Raw genomic sequence first — 16,137 nt, 5'->3', positions numbered from 1 at the left:
ACTCCCGACGTGAGCGCCCTCGCCGTCGTCTGGAACCTGGTCTACACCCTCCTCCTCATTTACTTCTTCGCGATGTGGGCGCGGTTCGTGCTCGATCTCGTGCGCACGTTCAATCGGTCGTGGCGGCCTCGCGGCATCGTGCTGGTGCTCGTCGAGGCCGTCTACACCGTCACCGACCCGCTCGTGAAGTTCTTCCGGCGACTGATCCCGCCCATCCGTCTCGGGCAGGTCGCGCTCGACCTGGGGTGGAGCATCGCCATGCTCGTGGTCATCATCGCGATGACGGTGGTGTCCTCGCTCGCCGCCTCCTCCTGAGCGGATGACACGGCAGGGCGCGCCGCAGGTCGAGCCACTGCATCCGTGAGGGTCTCTTTGCTACCGTTAGCTGAACGTGATCGACAGTTCGACAGATTCGAGGGATGGGAAGCCATGGCGCTAACTCCGGAAGATGTGGTCAACAAGCGCTTCCAGGCGACGAAGTTCCGGGAGGGCTACGACCAGGACGAGGTCGATGACTTCCTCGACGAGGTGGTCGTCGAACTGCGACGGCTGAACCAGGAGAACGAGGAACTGCGCCAGCGACTCGCCGCTGCGGAGTCGCGCACGGGCGAGGCCGCGCCGGCGCCTGCGCCCGCCGCCGCGCCGGCCCCGGTGTACGCCGAGCCCGCCGCCGCGCCGCCCACGGTCGCCGTGCCCACCCACACCGCCTCCCCGCAGTCCGAGCTCGACGAGCAGACGAGCACGACGAACCTCCTCCAGCTGGCGCGCCGTCTCCACGAGGAGCACGTGCGCGAGGGCGTCGAGAAGCGCGACGCGCTCATCGCCGAGGGACACGCCACGGCTGCTCGGATCGTCGCCGAGGCCGAGGCGAAGCAGCGTGCGCAGATGGGCATCCTCGACCAGGAGCGGATGGCCCTCGAGAAGCGCGTCGACGAGCTGCGCGTCTTCGAGCGCGAGTACCGCCAGAAGCTGAAGAGCTACATCGAGGGTCAGCTCCGCGAGCTCGACACGGCGCAGCCGGTCCAGGTCTCCGGCGGCTCGGGATTCTCCGCACCGGTCGGCGGTCAGGGCATGTCGAACGAGCAGCCCTCTCCGACGTTCCAGGGCTTTGCGGGCTGACCGTCCGGCCAGGGGCGGCATCCTCGCGTTGCTCGTCCTGGTCGGCGTCGCCATCTCGATCTACGGCGTCGACCAGGCGAGCAAGCATCTCGTGGTCACGACCCTCGCCGAAGGCGAGGTCGTGCCGGTGCTCTGGAACGTGCTGCAGTGGCAGTTCGTCCGCAACCCCGGTGCCGCGTTCTCCATCGCCAGCGGGATGACGTGGATCTTCACGATCCTCGCCGCCGGCGTCATCACGTTCATCGTCTGGTTCGCCCGTCGCATCCGATCGATCGCGTGGGCGCTCGTGTTCGGCCTGCTGCTCGGCGGCGTGCTGGGCAACCTGACCGACCGGCTGTTCCGCGAGCCAGGCTTCGGCATCGGGCACGTGATCGACTTCATCTCGACGCCGTGGTTGATCCCGGCCATCTACAACGTCGCCGACATCGCGATCGTGTCGAGCATGGTGCTGTTCATGATCCTCACGATCCGGGGCATCGGACTGGACGGGAGCCGGCCGCCTCGCGACGGCGCCGGGCCCGCCGAAGCCGACGCGGGTCCCGGTGAGGCCGGGCCGGAGCGCGAGGCGCGCCGGGACGGCCGCGGGGTCGAACTCGCGCGCGAGTCCTGATGGAGCATCGATCGCTGCCCGTCCCCGACGGGCTCGACGGGGCGCGGGTCGATGCGGGTCTCGCGAAGCTGCTCGGGTTCTCGCGGACACAGGCCGCCGAGATCGCCTCTGCGGGCGGCGTGCGGCTGGACGCCGCGACGGTCGACAAGTCCGATCGGCTCCGCGCCGGCGCGTGGCTCGAGGTGAGCTGGGAACCGCCGAGGACCCTCGAGGTCGAGGCGATCGCGGTGCCGGACCTCGGCATCGTGCACGATGACGACGACCTGGTCGTGGTCGACAAGCCGTCCGGCGTGGCCGCTCACCCGTCGCTCGGATGGGACGGTCCCACCGTGGTCGGGGCACTGGCCGCCGCGGGCTATCGGATCTCGACCTCCGGCGCGCCGGAGCGGCAGGGCGTGGTGCACCGTCTCGACCAGGGCACGAGCGGGCTCATGGTCGTCGCGAAGTCGGAACGCGCCTACACCGATCTGAAGCGGAAGTTCCACGACCGCGAGGTCGAGAAGATCTACCACACGGTCGTGCAGGGACATCCCGACCCGCTGGCGGGCACGGTCGATGCGCCGGTCGGGCGCCACCCCCGCTCGGAGTGGAAGTTCGCCGTGACCGCCGACGGCAAGCACGCGGTCACGCACTACGAGACGCTCGAGGCCTTCCCGTACGCCTCCCTGCTCGAGGTCCACCTCGAGACGGGGCGCACGCACCAGATCCGGGTGCACATGGCGGCGCAGCGGCATCCGTGCGCCGGCGACGCGATGTACGGCGCCGATCCGACGCTGAGCGCACGGCTCGGGCTCGAGCGACAGTGGCTGCACGCGAAGCAGCTCTCGTTCGTGCACCCCGGGACGGGGGAGTGGACGACCTACGAGTCCGACTACCCGGCCGACCTGCAGCACGCGCTCGACGTCCTCCGCGGCGACTAGCCTCGCCGCGGGCCCGCGAGCGATGCGCTGCCGCGGGTCGGGCTCACGAGGTGGGCGGTGCGGAATACACTGTGAGCATCCCCGAAGCACCACCGATGAGGAGCCCTGTGGCCGCCGATTCCTTCGTCCACCTGCACGTCCACTCCGAGTACTCGATGCTCGACGGGGCCGCCAGGGTCGGCGAGCTGATGAAGGCCGCCGCGGCGGAGGGCATGCCCGCGGTCGCGATGACCGACCACGGCAACGTGTTCGGCGCGTACGACTTCTGGAAGCAGGCGACGGACGCCGGCGTGAAGCCGATCATCGGCACCGAGGCCTACCTCACGCCGGGAACCCACCGCACCGACAAGACCCGCGTCCGCTGGGGCAACGGCGGAGGCGACGACGTCTCGGGTTCGGGCGCGTACACGCACATGACGCTGCTCTCCGAGACCACCGAGGGCATGCACAACCTCTTCCGCCTCTCGAGCCGGGCGTCGATCGAGGGGTACTACTTCAAGCCGCGCATGGACCGCGAGCTCCTCCAGACGTACTCGAAGGGGCTCATCGCCACGACGGGCTGCCCGTCAGGCGAGGTGCAGACGCGCCTCCGGCTCGGCCAGTACGACGAGGCCGTCGCGGCGGCCGCCGAGTTCCGCGACATCTTCGGCAGGGAGAACTTCTTCGCCGAGATCATGGACCACGGCCTCGGCATCGAGAAGCGGATCATGGACGACCTGCTCCGCCTGGCCAAGCAGCTCGACCTGCCGCTCGTCGCCACGAACGACCTGCACTACACGCACGCGCACGACGCCAAGAGCCACGCCGCGCTGCTCTGCGTGCAGTCGGGCTCGACGCTCGACGACCCGAACCGCTTCAAGTTCGACGCCGACGAGTTCTACCTGAAGTCGGCCGCCGAGATGCGCCACCTCTTCCGCGATCACCCGGAGGCGTGCGACAACACCCTCCTCATCGCGGAGCGCTGCGACGTGCAGTTCAACACCAGCGCGAACTACATGCCCCGCTTCCCGGTGCCCGAGGGCGAGAGCGAGCAGAGCTGGTTCGTGAAGGAGGTCGAGAAGGGACTGCACGAGCGCTACCCGGCGGGCATCCCCGACGACGTGCGCAGGCAGGCCGACTACGAGGTCGGCGTCATCTCGCAGATGGGCTTCCCCGGCTACTTCCTCGTCGTCGCCGACTTCATCAACTGGTCCAAGCGCAACGGCATCCGGGTGGGGCCGGGCCGCGGCTCCGGCGCGGGCTCGATGGCCGCCTACGCGATGAAGATCACCGACCTCGACCCGCTCCAGCACGGCCTGATCTTCGAGCGGTTCCTGAACCCCGACCGCGTGTCGATGCCCGACTTCGACGTCGACTTCGACGAGCGTCGTCGCGGCGAGGTCATCAGGTACGTGACCGAGAAGTACGGCGACGAGCGCGTCGCGCAGATCGTCACCTACGGCACCATCAAGGCCAAGCAGGCGCTGAAGGACTCGTCGCGGGTGCTCGGATTCCCCTTCGGCATGGGCGAGAAGCTCACGAAGGCGATGCCGCCGGCGGTCATGGGCAAGGACATCCCGCTCTCGGGCATCCTCGACAAGGACCATGCGCGCTACAAGGAGGCCGGAGACATCCGCGCGCTCATCGAGACCGACGCCGAAGCGAAGACGGTCTTCGACACGGCGCTCGGGCTCGAGAACCTCAAGCGTCAGTGGGGCGTGCACGCCGCGGGCGTCATCATGTCCAGCGAGCCGCTCATCGACATCATCCCGATCATGAAGCGGGAGCAGGACGGCCAGATCGTCACGCAGTTCGACTACCCGGCGTGCGAGTCGCTGGGCCTGATCAAGATGGACTTCCTGGGCCTCCGGAACCTCACGATCATCGACGACGCGCTCGACAACATCGAGGCGAACCGCGGGTTCCGGCCGGTCCTGGAGGACCTGGCGCTCGACGACCAGGACGCCTACGCCCTGCTCTCCCGCGGCGACACCCTCGGCGTCTTCCAGCTCGACGGCGGGCCGATGCGGTCGCTGCTGCGGCAGATGAAGCCCGACAACTTCGAGGACATCTCGGCCGTCATCGCGCTCTACCGCCCGGGCCCGATGGGTGCGAACTCGCACACGAACTACGCGCTCCGCAAGAACGGCCTGCAGGAGATCACGCCGATCCACCCCGAGTTCGAGGAGTCGCTGAAGGACATCCTCGACACGAGCTACGGCCTGATCATCTACCAGGAGCAGGTCATGGCGATCGCGCAGCGCGTCGCGGGCTTCAGCCTCGGCCAGGCCGACATCCTGCGCCGTGCGATGGGCAAGAAGAAGAAGTCCGAACTCGACAAGCAGTACGAGGGCTTTGCAGGCGGCATGAAGGCGAACGGCTACTCCGACGCCGCGATCCAGAAGCTGTGGGAGATCCTGCTCCCGTTCTCGGACTACGCGTTCAACAAGGCGCACTCGGCGGCGTACGGCGTGCTCAGCTACTGGACCGCGTACCTCAAGGCGCACTACCCGGCCGAGTACATGGCCGCGCTGCTCACGAGCGTCGGCGACGCGCGCGACAAGCTCGCGCTCTACCTCAACGAATGCCGCCGGATGGGCATCAAGGTGCTGCCGCCCGACGTGAACGAGTCGATCGGGTTCTTCGCCGCCGTCGGCGACGACATCCGCTTCGGCCTGGGTGCGGTCCGCAACGTCGGCTTCAACGTGGTCGACGCGATCCGCGCCGCCCGCGACGCGAAGGGGCGCTTCGAGTCCTTCCACGACTTCCTCAAGAAGGTGCCGACTCAGGTCGCGAACAAGCGCACCGTGGAGTCGCTCGTCAAGGCGGGCGCCTTCGACTCGCTCGGACACACGCGCCGTGCACTCGTGGAGATCCACGAGGGCGCCGTCGAGGCCGCCGTGAAGGAGAAGCGCGCCGAGGAGAACGGCGACATCGGCTTCGACTTCGACAGCCTGTTCGACGACCACGAGAAGGCCGCCGCGCCGTCGCCGGTGCCCGACCGCCCGGAGTGGGCCAAGCGCGACAAGCTCGCGTTCGAGCGCGAGATGCTCGGGCTCTACGTGTCCGACCACCCGCTTGCGGGACTCGAGACGACGCTCGCCAAGCACGCGTCGACCACGATCACCGACCTCATGACCTCCGACGGCACGCAGGACGGCGACGTCGCCACGATCGCCGGCCTCGTCACGAGCGTGCAGCACCGCGTCGCACGCCAGTCGGGCAACCAGTACGGGATGATCCAGGTCGAGGACTTCTCCGGCGAGATCACCGTGATGTTCATGGGCAAGGCGTACCAGGAGTTCGCTCCCGCCCTGCGGGGCGACTCGATCGTCGTGGTCCGAGGGCGGGTCAGCCTGCGCGACGACGGGATGAACCTGCACGCCTACAGCGTCTTCGAGCCCGAGGTCGGCCAGGGCGACGAGAACGGGCCCGTGATGATCTCCCTGCCCGACGTGCGCGCCACCACCGAGACCATCTCGGCGCTCGGCGAGGTCCTCGTCCGGCACCGCGGTGACACCGAGGTGCGTCTGAAGCTGACGAAGGGTCGCACCGCACGGGTCTTCGAACTGCCGTACCCGGTCGCGGTGAGCGCCGACTTCTACGGAGAGCTCAAGAGCCTGCTCGGTCCGAACTGCCTGACCTGATGCGCGCCCAGCGGGTGCCCGGCGGCGATCGCTAGGCTGGGCGGGCCATGCTACGCACCATCGACCTCCGCGGCTCCCGCCCGACCGCCAACGAACTGCTCGCGCTCGTCCCGCGCGCCGCGACGGACGTCGCGGCCGCGCTCGATCCGGCTCGGGCGCTCATCGACGACGTCCGCGAACGCGGAGCGGCCGCGCTGCTCGACCAGGCCGAGCGGTTCGACCGTGCGCGGCCCGCGTCGGTCCGGGTCCCGCACGACGAGCTCGTCGCGGCGCGTGATGCGCTCCGCCCGGAGGTGCGCACCGCAGTCGAGTCGACCATCGACCGCGTCCGCGCCGCGAGCGCCGCGCAGGTGCCCGCTCCCAGGACGACCGTGCTCGCGCCCGGGGCCATCGTCGAGCAGCGGTGGCAGCCGGTCGCCCGGGTGGGGCTCTACGTGCCGGGCGGCAAGGCCGTCTACCCGTCGAGCGTCGTGATGAACGTCGTGCCCGCGCAGGTCGCGGGCGTCGGCTCCATCGCCCTCGCATCGCCGGCGCAGGCGGCGCACGGCGGCCGCATCCACCCCACCATCGCGGGCGTCGCCGCGCTCCTCGGCATCGACGAGGTCTACGCGATGGGCGGCGCTGGGGCGATCGGCGCCTTCGCCTACGGCGTCCCCGGCATCGGGCTCGACCCCGTGCAGCGCGTCACCGGTCCGGGCAACGTCTTCGTCGCCGCCGCCAAGCGCCTCGTGCAGGGGGTGACCGGCATCGATTCCGAGGCCGGCCCGACCGACATCCTGGTCATCGCCGACCGCACGGCCGACGCCGACCTCGTGGCCTCCGATCTCGTGAGCCAGGCCGAGCACGACGAACTCGCCGCCGCGGTGCTCGTCACCGATGCGCCCGAACTCGCCGAGCAGGTGCAGGCGCGGCTCGCGGTGCGCACGGCCTCCACCCGGCACACCGACCGCATCCGCGCAGCGCTCGAGGGGCCGCAGTCGGCGGTCGTGCTCGTGGACGACCTCGAGCAGGCGGCGGACTTCGCAGATGCGTTCGGCGCCGAGCACCTCGAGATCCAGGTCGCCGACGCCGACGCCGTCCTCGCCCGGATCGAGAACGCCGGGGCGATCTTCGTCGGGCCGTACTCGCCCGTGAGCCTGGGCGACTACGCGGCGGGCTCGAACCACGTGCTGCCGACCGGCGGTCAGGCGCGGTATGCGTCGGGACTGTCGGCGGCGACGTTCCTGCGCCCGCAGCAGGTCGTGCGATACGACCGGGCGGCGTTGCACGCCGTCGCCCCGGTCATCGCGACCCTCTCGGCGGAGGAGGACCTCCCCGCGCACGCCGAGGCCGTCACCGCGCGGTTCGGTGACCGACCCTGACCGTCCCGCTACGCTGGGAGCACCATGCACTGCCCCTTCTGCCGCCATCCCGATTCGCGCGTCATCGACTCCCGAACGAGCGACGACGGGCTCTCGATCCGCCGGCGCCGCCAGTGCCCCGAGTGCGGCCGCCGCTTCTCCACGACCGAGACGGCCAGCCTCGCGGTGATCAAGCGGTCGGGCGTGATCGAGCCGTTCAGCCGCGAGAAGGTGGTGCTCGGCGTCAAGAAGGCGTGCCAGGGCCGGCCCGTCACCGACTCCGACCTCGCCGTGCTCGCCCAGAAGGTCGAGGAGACCATCCGCTCGACCGGCGCGTCGCAGATCGAGGCGAACGACATCGGGCTGGCGATCCTGCCGCCGCTGCGCGAGCTCGACGAGGTCGCGTACCTCCGATTCGCGAGCGTCTACCAGGCCTTCGAGTCGCTCGACGATTTCGAGGCCGCCATCGGGCAGCTTCGCGAGGAGCACGGTCGGCTTCCGGCGCGCCCGGTCGAGTAGCCTGATCGTCGGCATGTATCGACTCCTCTTCTCCCAGGTCTTCTCGCGCATGGACCCCGAGCGCGCCCACCACCTCGCCTTCGGCGTCATCCGCCGCCTGCCGGCCCTGGGGATCGGCCGGCTCGTCGAGCGCTTCACGGCGCCGGCGCCCGAGCTCGCGGTCGACGCGCTCGGCCTGCGCTTCCCGTCGCCGTTCGGCGTCGCCGCCGGCTTCGACAAGGACGCCCTCGCCGTCGTCGGACTCGGCAACCTGGGCTTCGGCCACGTCGAGGTCGGCACCCTGACCGCACTCGCGCAGCCCGGCAACGACCGGCCCCGCCTGTTCCGCCTCATCGCCGACCGCGCGCTGGTCAACCGCATGGGTTTCAACAACGGCGGTGCGGATGCCGCCGCCGGCCGCATCTCGCGCCTGTCGCGTCGAGCGCGTCGCCCCGTGCTCGGCGTGAACATCGGCAAGAGCCGCGTGACCCCGGTGGAGCGCGCCACGGAGGACTACGTGCGCAGTGCGCGGGTCCTGGCGCCGCACGCGGACTACCTGGTCGTCAACGTCAGCTCGCCGAACACCCCCGGCCTCCGCGGCCTGCAGGAGCTCGATGCGCTCGCGCCGCTGCTCGAGGCGGTCCGCGACGCCGCCGGGCGCACGCCGCTGCTGGTCAAGATCGCGCCCGACCTCGATGATGCCGAGGTGGTGCGCATCTGCGGGCTCGTCCTCCGGCTGGGCCTGGACGGCATCATCGCCACGAACACGACGATCTCGCGAGCGGGCCTCGTCACGCCCGCCTTGGAGGTCGAGGCCATCGGTGCCGGCGGGCTCTCCGGGGCGCCGCTCGCGGCGCGATCGCTCGCGGTGCTGCAGCTGATCCGTGCGAACGTGCCCGAGGAGCTGTGCGTGGTCTCGGTCGGCGGCGTCGAGACCGCCGGCGACGTGCAGGAGCGGCTGGATGCCGGCGCGACCCTGGTGCAGGGCTACACCGGCTTCGTCTACCGCGGTCCGCTCTGGGCGCGGCAGGTCAATCGCGGGCTGGCCCGCCTCCGACGGGAGCGCCGCGCCGCGGCATCCGTCGCCTGACCCCGGTCGCCCACCGCCGGGCGCTCAGAGCATGCCGATGTCGGACAGCCGCTCGGCCAGCGTCGCGCCGTCGCTCGCGGACACCCACGGCACGTCGGCGCCGTGCTGCTCGGCCTTCGTGCGACCGCCGGCGAGGACGGCCTCGCCGACGGAGAGCTCGCGGATGGCCACGGCCGCGACGCGCTCCGGATGCTCGGCCGCGAACGCGGCGTAGAGCTCCTCGTCGTGCTGCCCGTCGTCGCCGATGAGGAGCCACCGGACGTCGGGGAACTCCTCGGCGAGACGCCGGAGGTTGTCGGACTTGTGCTGGCGGCCGCTCCGGAACCAGCGATCGTGCGTCGGGCCCCAGTCGGTCAGCAGGATGGGACCGGCGGGATACAGGTTGCGCGACAGGAAGCGCGTGAGCGTCGGCGCGACGTTCCAGGCGCCCGTGGACAGGTAGACCACTGGCGACCCGGGATGCCGGCGGACCAGCCGCTCGTACAGCACCGCCATTCCGGGCGTGGGGCTGCGGGCGTGCTCGTCGAGCACGAAGGTGTTCCAGAACGCGACGAACGGACGCGGGAGTGCCGTCACCATCACGGTGTCGTCGATGTCGGACAGGATCCCGAAGTCGACATCGGGCGCCACGACCCAGATCGGCGCCTCGACCGGTTCGGACCCCTCGACCTGCAGGACTGCGCGGTTCCACCCCGGGGCGAGCCGAGCGGGCACCCGCGTGTCGACGACGCCGCCGCGATCGGCGACGACCTGGATCTCCTCGCCGCCGACCCGGATGGTCACCCGCACGTCGCCGACCGGGACGCTCGTGAAGCTGCGCCAGCCCCGGATGCCCTGTTCCCGGCGGCGACGACGTCGCTTCGACGTGCGCTCGGCCGACGCGGGCCTCGAGAGCAGCACCCGGCAGAAGACGCGGACCCACTCCGTCGAGCCGTAGCCCGTGTACGGCACGACCGTCGGCACGTGGCCGCGACGGCGCGCCCACCCCTCCCGGACGTCGTGGATCCAGTCTTCGAGGCGCGCGGCCCCGTGCCGGGCCGGCCGACGCCGGGGACCGGCCGGGGCGGGGGAACTCACCGGCATCCCAACAGTCTCCATGCAGTCCCGAGGATGCGTCAAACCTGCCGGCGGGACGGTCCGCGTCCGCCGTTCGCGCAGGTAGAGTAGTCCGGCAAGTGAGGAGGTCCCGTGCCCAACATCGACCTGATCCTCGGGACCGACCACGGCCGGAGGCGCTCGGTCCGGACCGAGCCGACCCAGCGCCGCAGCAGCCAACGGCTGGACGCGCTGCTCGACGCCGCGGCCGAGATCGTCGACGACCTCGGCTTCGAACGGCTCACCACCCAGATGGTCGCCGAGCGCGCCGCCGCGTCGATCGGAACGGTCTACCGGTACTTCCCCGACCGCGTCGCGGTGCTGCACGCGCTGCGTGATCGCAGCGTCCGCCGCTACCGGGAACGGCTCGCCGAGGCCCTCGAGCGCGCCGAACTCGACGAGTGGTGGGACGTGGTCGACGTCGCGCTCGGCGTCTGCGCCGAGCTGTACCGCGACGAGCCCGGGTTCACCGTGATCCACGCCGCCCCGCGGGAGCTCTCCGACGACGGCGAGGCCGAGATCGCGCACCGGCTCGCGCGACTGCTCGAGCACGACTTCGGCCTCCGCAACGACGCCGACGCGCGGTTCCGGCTCGGCGTCGCGGTCGAGGTCGGCGAGGCGCTGATCCACCGTGCCTTCGCACGCGACGCCTCCGGCGACCTGCGGTACCTCGACGAGGCCCGCCGCGTCGTCCGCGCGCACCTCGAGGAGCATTTCGCCGAGCGGGTGCCGGCGCGCGCCGCGACGTCCGCCGCCTGAGAACCTGCCGAGACCGGCGCCCGGGCGACGCGTTCCGTTGCGACGGACTGCCGGGAGGTGTTTGGCTTGACCTTGCGCCGATCGGCGCCCCGCAGCAGGGGAGAGGCAGCATGATCGAGTTCCGCGGCGTCACCAAGCAGTTCCCCGACGGTACGGTCGCCGTCCGCGACGTGGACATCGTCGTCCCGCCGCGCCGGACCACGGTGCTCGTCGGCTCGTCCGGGTCGGGCAAGACCACCCTGCTGCGCATGATCAACCGCATGGTCGACCCCACCGCCGGCCAGGTCCTGATCGACGGCACGGATGTCGCGACCGTGGACCCGGTCAGGCTTCGGCGCGGTATCGGCTACGTCATGCAGAACTCCGGACTCCTTCCGCACCGGAAGGTCGTCGACAACGTGGCGACCGTGCCGGTGCTGCGCGGCGAGTCCCGACGCGAGGCGCGCGCCCGGGCGCTGGAGCTCATGGACACCGTCGGGCTCGACCGTTCCCTGGCCGACAAATACCCCGCCCAGCTGTCCGGCGGGCAGCAGCAGCGCGTGGGCGTCGCACGCGGGCTCGCGGTGGACCCGAACATCCTGCTGATGGACGAGCCGTTCGGCGCGGTCGACCCGATCGTCAGGTCCGAACTGCAGCAGGAGCTGCTCCGGCTGCAGGGCGAGCTCGGGAAGACCGTCGTGTTCGTCACGCACGACATCGACGAGGCGTTCCTGCTCGGCGACCAGGTGGTGATCCTGCGCACGGGCGGAGAGATCGTGCAGACCGGCTCGCCCGCGGAGATCCTGGCGAACCCCGCCGACGAGTTCGTCGCCGGCTTCATCGGCGCCGACCGGGGTCGGCGCACCCTGCACATCTCCGACGTCGACGGGCGTCGCGTGGTCGTCGACGACGACGGGCGGCCGGCAGGGGTCCTCGCCTCGTGAACTGGCTCTGGGGCAACCTCGACCGGGTGGCCGAGCTCGCGCTCGTGCACCTGGGATTGTCGGTGCCGCCCATCATCCTGAGTTTCGTGATCTCCGTTCCGATCGGATGGGCGGCGTGGCGCTACCGGTGGTCGCGGGGCGCGGTCCTCGGCGTCGCCGGGATCCTCTACGCCATCCCGTCGCTGCCGCTGTTCATCGCGCTGCCCGGCATCATCGGCACGTCGGTCCGATCACCGGTCAACGTCGTGGTGGCGCTCACGCTCTACGGCATCGCCCTGATGGTGCGCTCGGCCGCCGACGGCTTCGGCGACGTCGACCCCGGGGTGCGCCTGTCGGCGACGGCGATGGGCTACTCGCCCTGGCGCCGGTTCTGGGGCGTCGAACTGCCGCTGGCCGGCCCCGCGCTGCTCGCGGGCCTGCGGGTGGTCATCGTGAGCACGGTGAGCCTCGTCACCGTGAGCGCCGTCCTCGGCATCCAGAGCCTCGGCAGCCTCTTCACCGACGGATTCCAGCGCAACATCCCGCTCGAGATCGCCACCGGCATCGTCGCCACCGTGGTCCTGGCGCTCGTCCTCGACCTCGCCGCGGTGCTGCTCGGACGCGCGCTCATGCCCTGGACGAACGTCGACGCGCGCTCCCGCCGCGCCGCGCGGCGATCGATCCGCGACCCCGAGGGAGCGGTGGCATGAGCCTCTTCGCCGACGCGTTCGCGTGGATCCTCGACCCGGCCAACTGGTCGGGGCCGGACGGCATCGGGGCGCAGCTGTGGTTCCACCTCGTCTTCAGCCTGGCCGTGGTCGCGGGCGCCGCCGTGATCGCACTGCCCATCGGCGCGTTCGTCGGGCACACCGGTCGCGGGCGCGAGGCGGCCGTGACGATCTCCGGCGGGATGCGTGCGCTGCCCACGCTGGGCGTGCTCACGATCATCGCGCTCGCGCTCGGGGTCGTCCTGATCGCGCCGTACATCGCGCTGGTCATCCTGGCGATCCCGCCCGTGCTCGCGGGGGCGTACGCCGGCATCGGCGCCGTGGACCGCCGCACCGTCGACGCCGCGCGCGCCATGGGCATGACCGAGCTGCAGATCGTCGGCCGGGTCGAGTTCCCGATCGCGTTGCCCACGATCATGGGCGGCATCCGGTCGGCCGTGCTCCAGGTGGTGGCGACCGCGACCCTCGCCGCGTACGTCGGCGGTCCCGGCCTCGGCACGTACCTGTTCCTCGGCATCCAGACCCGCGACTACCCGTTGATGCTGGGCGCGTCGATCCTCGTGATCGCGCTCGCGCTCGTGCTCGACGCGGTCTTCGCCGGCCTGCAGCGACTCGTCGTGCCCGCGGGCGTCCGCGCCGCGCGCGGCGGTGAAAGGCTCCGTCTCCGGCCGGCCCGGCCGCAGGCGGTCGAGGGTGCGCCCGCGCAGCGGGCCCCCGTCAACGAAGGGAATGCATCATGAGGTCCGCAACTGGAAGAGGCCGGCTCGTCGCACTGGCGGCGGTCGCGGTCGGGGCGACAGTGGCCCTGGCAGGGTGCGCGTCGGGGGATCCCCTCGAGGAGGAGCCGGGCGGGAGCGGCGACGACTCCGGAACGTCCGAGACGATCGTCGTCGGCTCCCAGGACTACTACTCGAACGAGATCATCGCCGAGATCTACGCGCAGGCGCTCGAGGCGAACGGCTACACGGTGGAGCGCGAGTTCCGCATCGGCCAGCGCGAGGTGTACATCCCCGAGATCGAGGCCGGCGAGATCGACCTGTTCCCGGAGTACACCGGCAACCTGCTGCAGTACTACGTGCCCGACACCGCGGCCACCACCTCCGACGACGTGTACGCCGAGCTCGAGGCGGCGCTCCCCGACGGGCTCCGCGTGCTCGAGCAGTCGGCCGCGACCGACCAGGACTCGTACAACGTGACCCGCGAGTTCTCGGAGGCCAACGGCGTGACCAGCCTCGCCGACCTCGCGGACGTGTCCGATCCGATCACACTCGGCGGCAACGCCGAACTCGAGACGCGCCCGTACGGTCCCGACGGCCTCGCCGAGGTCTACGGCGTCGACGTCGGCTTCACCGCCATCCAGGACTCTGGTGGCGCGCTCACCCTGAAGGCGCTCACCGACGGGCAGGTGCAGATGGTGAACATCTACAGCGCCGACCCGAACATCGCGACGAACGACCTCGTCACGCTGGAGGACCCGGAGGGCCTGTTCCTCGCCTCGAACGTCGTGCCGGTCGCGAGCGAGAAGGTCACGGACGAGATCGCCGCGATCATCGACGAGGTCAGCGCGGCGATGACCCCCGAGGCGCTCGTCGAGCTGAACGCGCAGAGCGTGAACGAACAGCGCTCGGCCGACGAGATCGCCGCCGAGTGGCTGGAGTCGGAGGGCCTCCTCTAGGAGTCGCCCGTGCGCTCGGAAGGGCCGGTCGCCTCGGCGGCCGGCCCTTCTCCGCGCCCGGCGCGATCGACCGTGTCCGCGGCGTGGTCCGGGGCCGGCGCGTCCACGTCGGCGTGCGGGGCGATGCCGTGCGGGGCGACCACGGCGCCGGCGTCGTGCACCGCGTCATCCGCCATGTGCCGGGCCTCGAGCCGCAGGAGCACCTTCTTGCCCGCCCAGACGAGCAGGAAGAACAGGACGATGACGCCGACGAACAGGTACCCGGCCCAGTGGAGGTCGTCACTGAGGCTCCGGTATCCGCCGGCCGCGGCCGATCCGACGCTGACATAGGCGAACGCCCAGATGAAGCACGCCGGCGTCGTCCAGGCGAGGAACCGGCGGTAGGGCATGTCGCTCATCCCCACGGTGAGCGGGACGAGCGAATGGAGGACCGGGAGGAATCGGGAGATGAAGACCGCCGGACCTCCGCGCCTGGCCAGGTACCGCCGTGCGCGGTGCCAGTTGTGCTCGCCGATCCGGCGCCCCAACCGGGACCGCTCGATCTTCGGCCCGAACCACCGGCCGATGCCGAAGCCGATCGACTCGCCGACCAGGGCGCCGAGGATGACCGTGACGGCGAGCGCGACGTACTCGACGGCGCCCTCGACCCCGGTGGAGGCGACGATCACGATGCTGTCGCCGGGCACGACGAGGCCCACCAGCACCGAGGTCTCGAGCATGATGCCGAGGCCCGCGAGCACGGTGCGCAGGACCGGGTCGACGTCGGCCACGGTCTCGAGGATGCCGTCGAGCAGCTCGTTCATCGTGTCGAGCCTAGGGGCTGGTGCACCCGGGCGGCTGGGAGCCTTCAGAACGCGACGGCGCCCAGGACCACGACCGGCGTCGCGACGATGACGCCGGCTGCGATCCAGCTCCCGCTCCGGGCCGCGGTCGGCAGCGCGCGCTGCCCCGGCTCGAGGCGCACGAGCCGCTGCTCGAGCATCTCCGCGTCCGGGTTGACGCCGCCCGCGTCGCCGTAGGCGCCGGGCTCTCCGGAGCTGCCCACCAGCACCAGCGCCCGCCGCAGGGGGAGCGGGCCGGTGACGCGGCGCGCGCCGTCGTCGGCCAGCAGCTCGGTGAGCAGGGCGACCGCGCGTTCTGCCCGGTTGGCGATGGGGAACCAGGGGAGTGCGGCGTGCCAGGCCCGGAAGGCCAGGAGCACGAGGTGGTGGAACTGGTCGAGGTGGGCGCGCTCGTGCGCGACGACCGCCCGCAGCTCGTCCTCGTCGAGGAGCTCGACGAGTCCCTGGGTGACCACCGTGGCGGTGCGGAGGCCGGGAACGCAGTACGCGACCGGCACGGGGTGCGAGAGCACCCGGGGAGCCGAGGGGTCGCTGCCCGGCTCGGCGAGCAGGTCGACGAGTCGGTGCTGGCGACGCCGGGCCCGTTCGGCCCGGACCGCGGTGGCCGCGAGGTTGAGCGCGAGGTGCACCGCCAGCCCGAGGGCGAGCGTGAGCGCGGCGAGGTGCACGACCCCGAAGTCATCGGGGATCGGGCCCGAGACGAAGGCCGGGACCAGTTGTCTCGCGGCGCCCGCGATGGAGCCCGCGGGGGCGCTGCCGAACACCAGGAGGGACCCGATCATCGCGAGGCCCCCGCCGAGCGCGATCGCCTGCCAGAGCGCGAGCGCGGTCGCAGGCGAGCGTGTCGGCCAGGTCGCGCGCGAGAGCGCGACGGGCACCGGCCAGGCGAGGGCGAGCGCGAACACGCCGAGGACGACCGCGGCGACGATCACC

The 16,137-nt window shown here is 71.3% G+C and carries 15 protein-coding genes and 1 pseudogene; 13 read left to right on the top strand and 3 right to left on the bottom strand.

The window, feature by feature from the left end:
* The first annotated feature begins 9 nt into the window (after positions 1-9).
* The 8 genes from ACUY4T_RS11780 to ACUY4T_RS11745 all read left to right on the top strand — a co-directional run bounded on the left by ACUY4T_RS11780 (position 10) and on the right by ACUY4T_RS11745 (position 9,203).
* On the top strand, positions 10-315 hold the full coding sequence (locus ACUY4T_RS11780) for a YggT family protein (RefSeq protein ID WP_446019128.1): 306 nt from the start codon (positions 10-12) through the stop codon (positions 313-315).
* 114 nt (positions 316-429) lie between these two features.
* A complete protein-coding gene (locus ACUY4T_RS11775; RefSeq protein ID WP_446019127.1) occupies positions 430-1,119 on the top strand; it encodes a DivIVA domain-containing protein in 690 nt (229 codons plus the stop codon).
* Positions 1,109-1,729, top strand: a complete 621-nt coding sequence (gene lspA, locus ACUY4T_RS11770; protein WP_446019126.1) for a signal peptidase II — start codon at positions 1,109-1,111, stop codon at positions 1,727-1,729. The genes ACUY4T_RS11775 and lspA overlap by 11 nt, the downstream gene beginning before the upstream one ends.
* Complete coding sequence (locus ACUY4T_RS11765) at positions 1,729-2,649, top strand: RluA family pseudouridine synthase (protein ID WP_446019124.1); 921 nt, start codon at positions 1,729-1,731, stop codon at positions 2,647-2,649. The genes lspA and ACUY4T_RS11765 overlap by 1 nt, the downstream gene beginning before the upstream one ends.
* 95 nt (positions 2,650-2,744) lie before the next feature.
* Positions 2,745-6,275: a DNA polymerase III subunit alpha gene (gene dnaE / locus ACUY4T_RS11760; protein ID WP_446019123.1), complete on the top strand. Its 3,531-nt coding sequence runs from the start codon at positions 2,745-2,747 to the stop codon at positions 6,273-6,275.
* Positions 6,276-6,322: 47 nt separating this feature from the next.
* On the top strand, positions 6,323-7,636 hold the full coding sequence (hisD, locus tag ACUY4T_RS11755) for a histidinol dehydrogenase (protein ID WP_446019122.1): 1,314 nt from the start codon (positions 6,323-6,325) through the stop codon (positions 7,634-7,636).
* A 24-nt stretch (positions 7,637-7,660) separates the two neighbouring features.
* On the top strand, positions 7,661-8,134 hold the full coding sequence (nrdR, locus tag ACUY4T_RS11750) for a transcriptional regulator NrdR (RefSeq protein WP_446019121.1): 474 nt from the start codon (positions 7,661-7,663) through the stop codon (positions 8,132-8,134).
* A gap of 13 nt (positions 8,135-8,147) precedes the next feature.
* A complete protein-coding gene (locus ACUY4T_RS11745) occupies positions 8,148-9,203 on the top strand; it encodes a quinone-dependent dihydroorotate dehydrogenase (protein WP_446019119.1) in 1,056 nt (351 codons plus the stop codon).
* A 24-nt stretch (positions 9,204-9,227) separates the two neighbouring features.
* Here the strand turns inward: ACUY4T_RS11745 and ACUY4T_RS11740 are convergent, their stop codons facing one another.
* Complete coding sequence (locus ACUY4T_RS11740; RefSeq protein ID WP_446019118.1) at positions 9,228-10,286, bottom strand: App1 family protein phosphatidate phosphatase; 1,059 nt, start codon at positions 10,284-10,286, stop codon at positions 9,228-9,230.
* A 105-nt stretch (positions 10,287-10,391) separates the two neighbouring features.
* Here ACUY4T_RS11740 and ACUY4T_RS11735 point away from each other — a divergent pair, with 105 nt between their 5' ends.
* From ACUY4T_RS11735 to ACUY4T_RS11715, 5 genes are all read left to right on the top strand, one after another.
* Entirely contained in the window at positions 10,392-11,057 is a 666-nt protein-coding gene (locus ACUY4T_RS11735) for a TetR/AcrR family transcriptional regulator (protein ID WP_446019117.1), read from the top strand.
* Positions 11,058-11,167: 110 nt separating this feature from the next.
* A complete protein-coding gene (locus ACUY4T_RS11730) occupies positions 11,168-11,980 on the top strand; it encodes an ABC transporter ATP-binding protein (protein ID WP_446019116.1) in 813 nt (270 codons plus the stop codon).
* Positions 11,977-12,669 carry an ABC transporter permease gene (locus ACUY4T_RS11725; protein WP_446019115.1) on the top strand — a complete coding sequence of 231 codons (693 nt, stop codon included), beginning with the start codon at positions 11,977-11,979 and terminating at the stop codon, positions 12,667-12,669. The genes ACUY4T_RS11730 and ACUY4T_RS11725 overlap by 4 nt, the downstream gene beginning before the upstream one ends.
* A complete protein-coding gene (locus ACUY4T_RS11720) occupies positions 12,666-13,427 on the top strand; it encodes an ABC transporter permease (protein WP_446019114.1) in 762 nt (253 codons plus the stop codon). Before ACUY4T_RS11725 ends, ACUY4T_RS11720 begins: the two co-directional genes overlap by 4 nt.
* Complete coding sequence (locus tag ACUY4T_RS11715) at positions 13,424-14,362, top strand: ABC transporter substrate-binding protein (protein ID WP_446019113.1); 939 nt, start codon at positions 13,424-13,426, stop codon at positions 14,360-14,362. Before ACUY4T_RS11720 ends, ACUY4T_RS11715 begins: the two co-directional genes overlap by 4 nt.
* 164 nt (positions 14,363-14,526) lie before the next feature.
* Here ACUY4T_RS11715 and ACUY4T_RS11710 read toward each other — a convergent pair.
* Together ACUY4T_RS11710 and ACUY4T_RS11705 are read right to left on the bottom strand one after the other, a co-directional pair.
* A pseudogene (locus ACUY4T_RS11710) lies at positions 14,527-15,165 on the bottom strand (DedA family protein); the annotation flags it as partial.
* A gap of 44 nt (positions 15,166-15,209) precedes the next feature.
* Entirely contained in the window at positions 15,210-16,136 is a 927-nt protein-coding gene (locus ACUY4T_RS11705; protein ID WP_446019112.1) for a M56 family metallopeptidase, read from the bottom strand.
* Between the last annotated feature and the right edge of the window lies 1 nt (position 16,137).

Source organism: Agromyces arachidis (assembly GCF_052805135.1).
Note: the sequence above shows the minus strand (reverse complement) of the source record. Positions and strands in the feature narration are given on the sequence as shown.

Bases quoted from the DNA above. Each gene is read 5' to 3' on its own strand.
- hisD (WP_446019122.1), top strand. From the start codon at position 6,323: ATGCTACGCACCATCGACCTCCGCGGCTCCCGCCCGACCGCCAACGAA.
- dnaE (WP_446019123.1), top strand. From the start codon at position 2,745: ATGAGGAGCCCTGTGGCCGCCGATTCCTTCGTCCACCTGCACGTCCAC.
- ACUY4T_RS11715 (WP_446019113.1), top strand. From the start codon at position 13,424: ATGAGGTCCGCAACTGGAAGAGGCCGGCTCGTCGCACTGGCGGCGGTC.
- ACUY4T_RS11765 (WP_446019124.1), top strand. From the start codon at position 1,729: ATGGAGCATCGATCGCTGCCCGTCCCCGACGGGCTCGACGGGGCGCGG.
- ACUY4T_RS11730 (WP_446019116.1), top strand. From the start codon at position 11,168: ATGATCGAGTTCCGCGGCGTCACCAAGCAGTTCCCCGACGGTACGGTC.
- ACUY4T_RS11740 (WP_446019118.1), bottom strand. From the start codon at position 10,286: ATGCCGGTGAGTTCCCCCGCCCCGGCCGGTCCCCGGCGTCGGCCGGCC.
- ACUY4T_RS11745 (WP_446019119.1), top strand. From the start codon at position 8,148: ATGTATCGACTCCTCTTCTCCCAGGTCTTCTCGCGCATGGACCCCGAG.
- ACUY4T_RS11775 (WP_446019127.1), top strand. From the start codon at position 430: ATGGCGCTAACTCCGGAAGATGTGGTCAACAAGCGCTTCCAGGCGACG.
- ACUY4T_RS11720 (WP_446019114.1), top strand. From the start codon at position 12,666: ATGAGCCTCTTCGCCGACGCGTTCGCGTGGATCCTCGACCCGGCCAAC.
- nrdR (WP_446019121.1), top strand. From the start codon at position 7,661: ATGCACTGCCCCTTCTGCCGCCATCCCGATTCGCGCGTCATCGACTCC.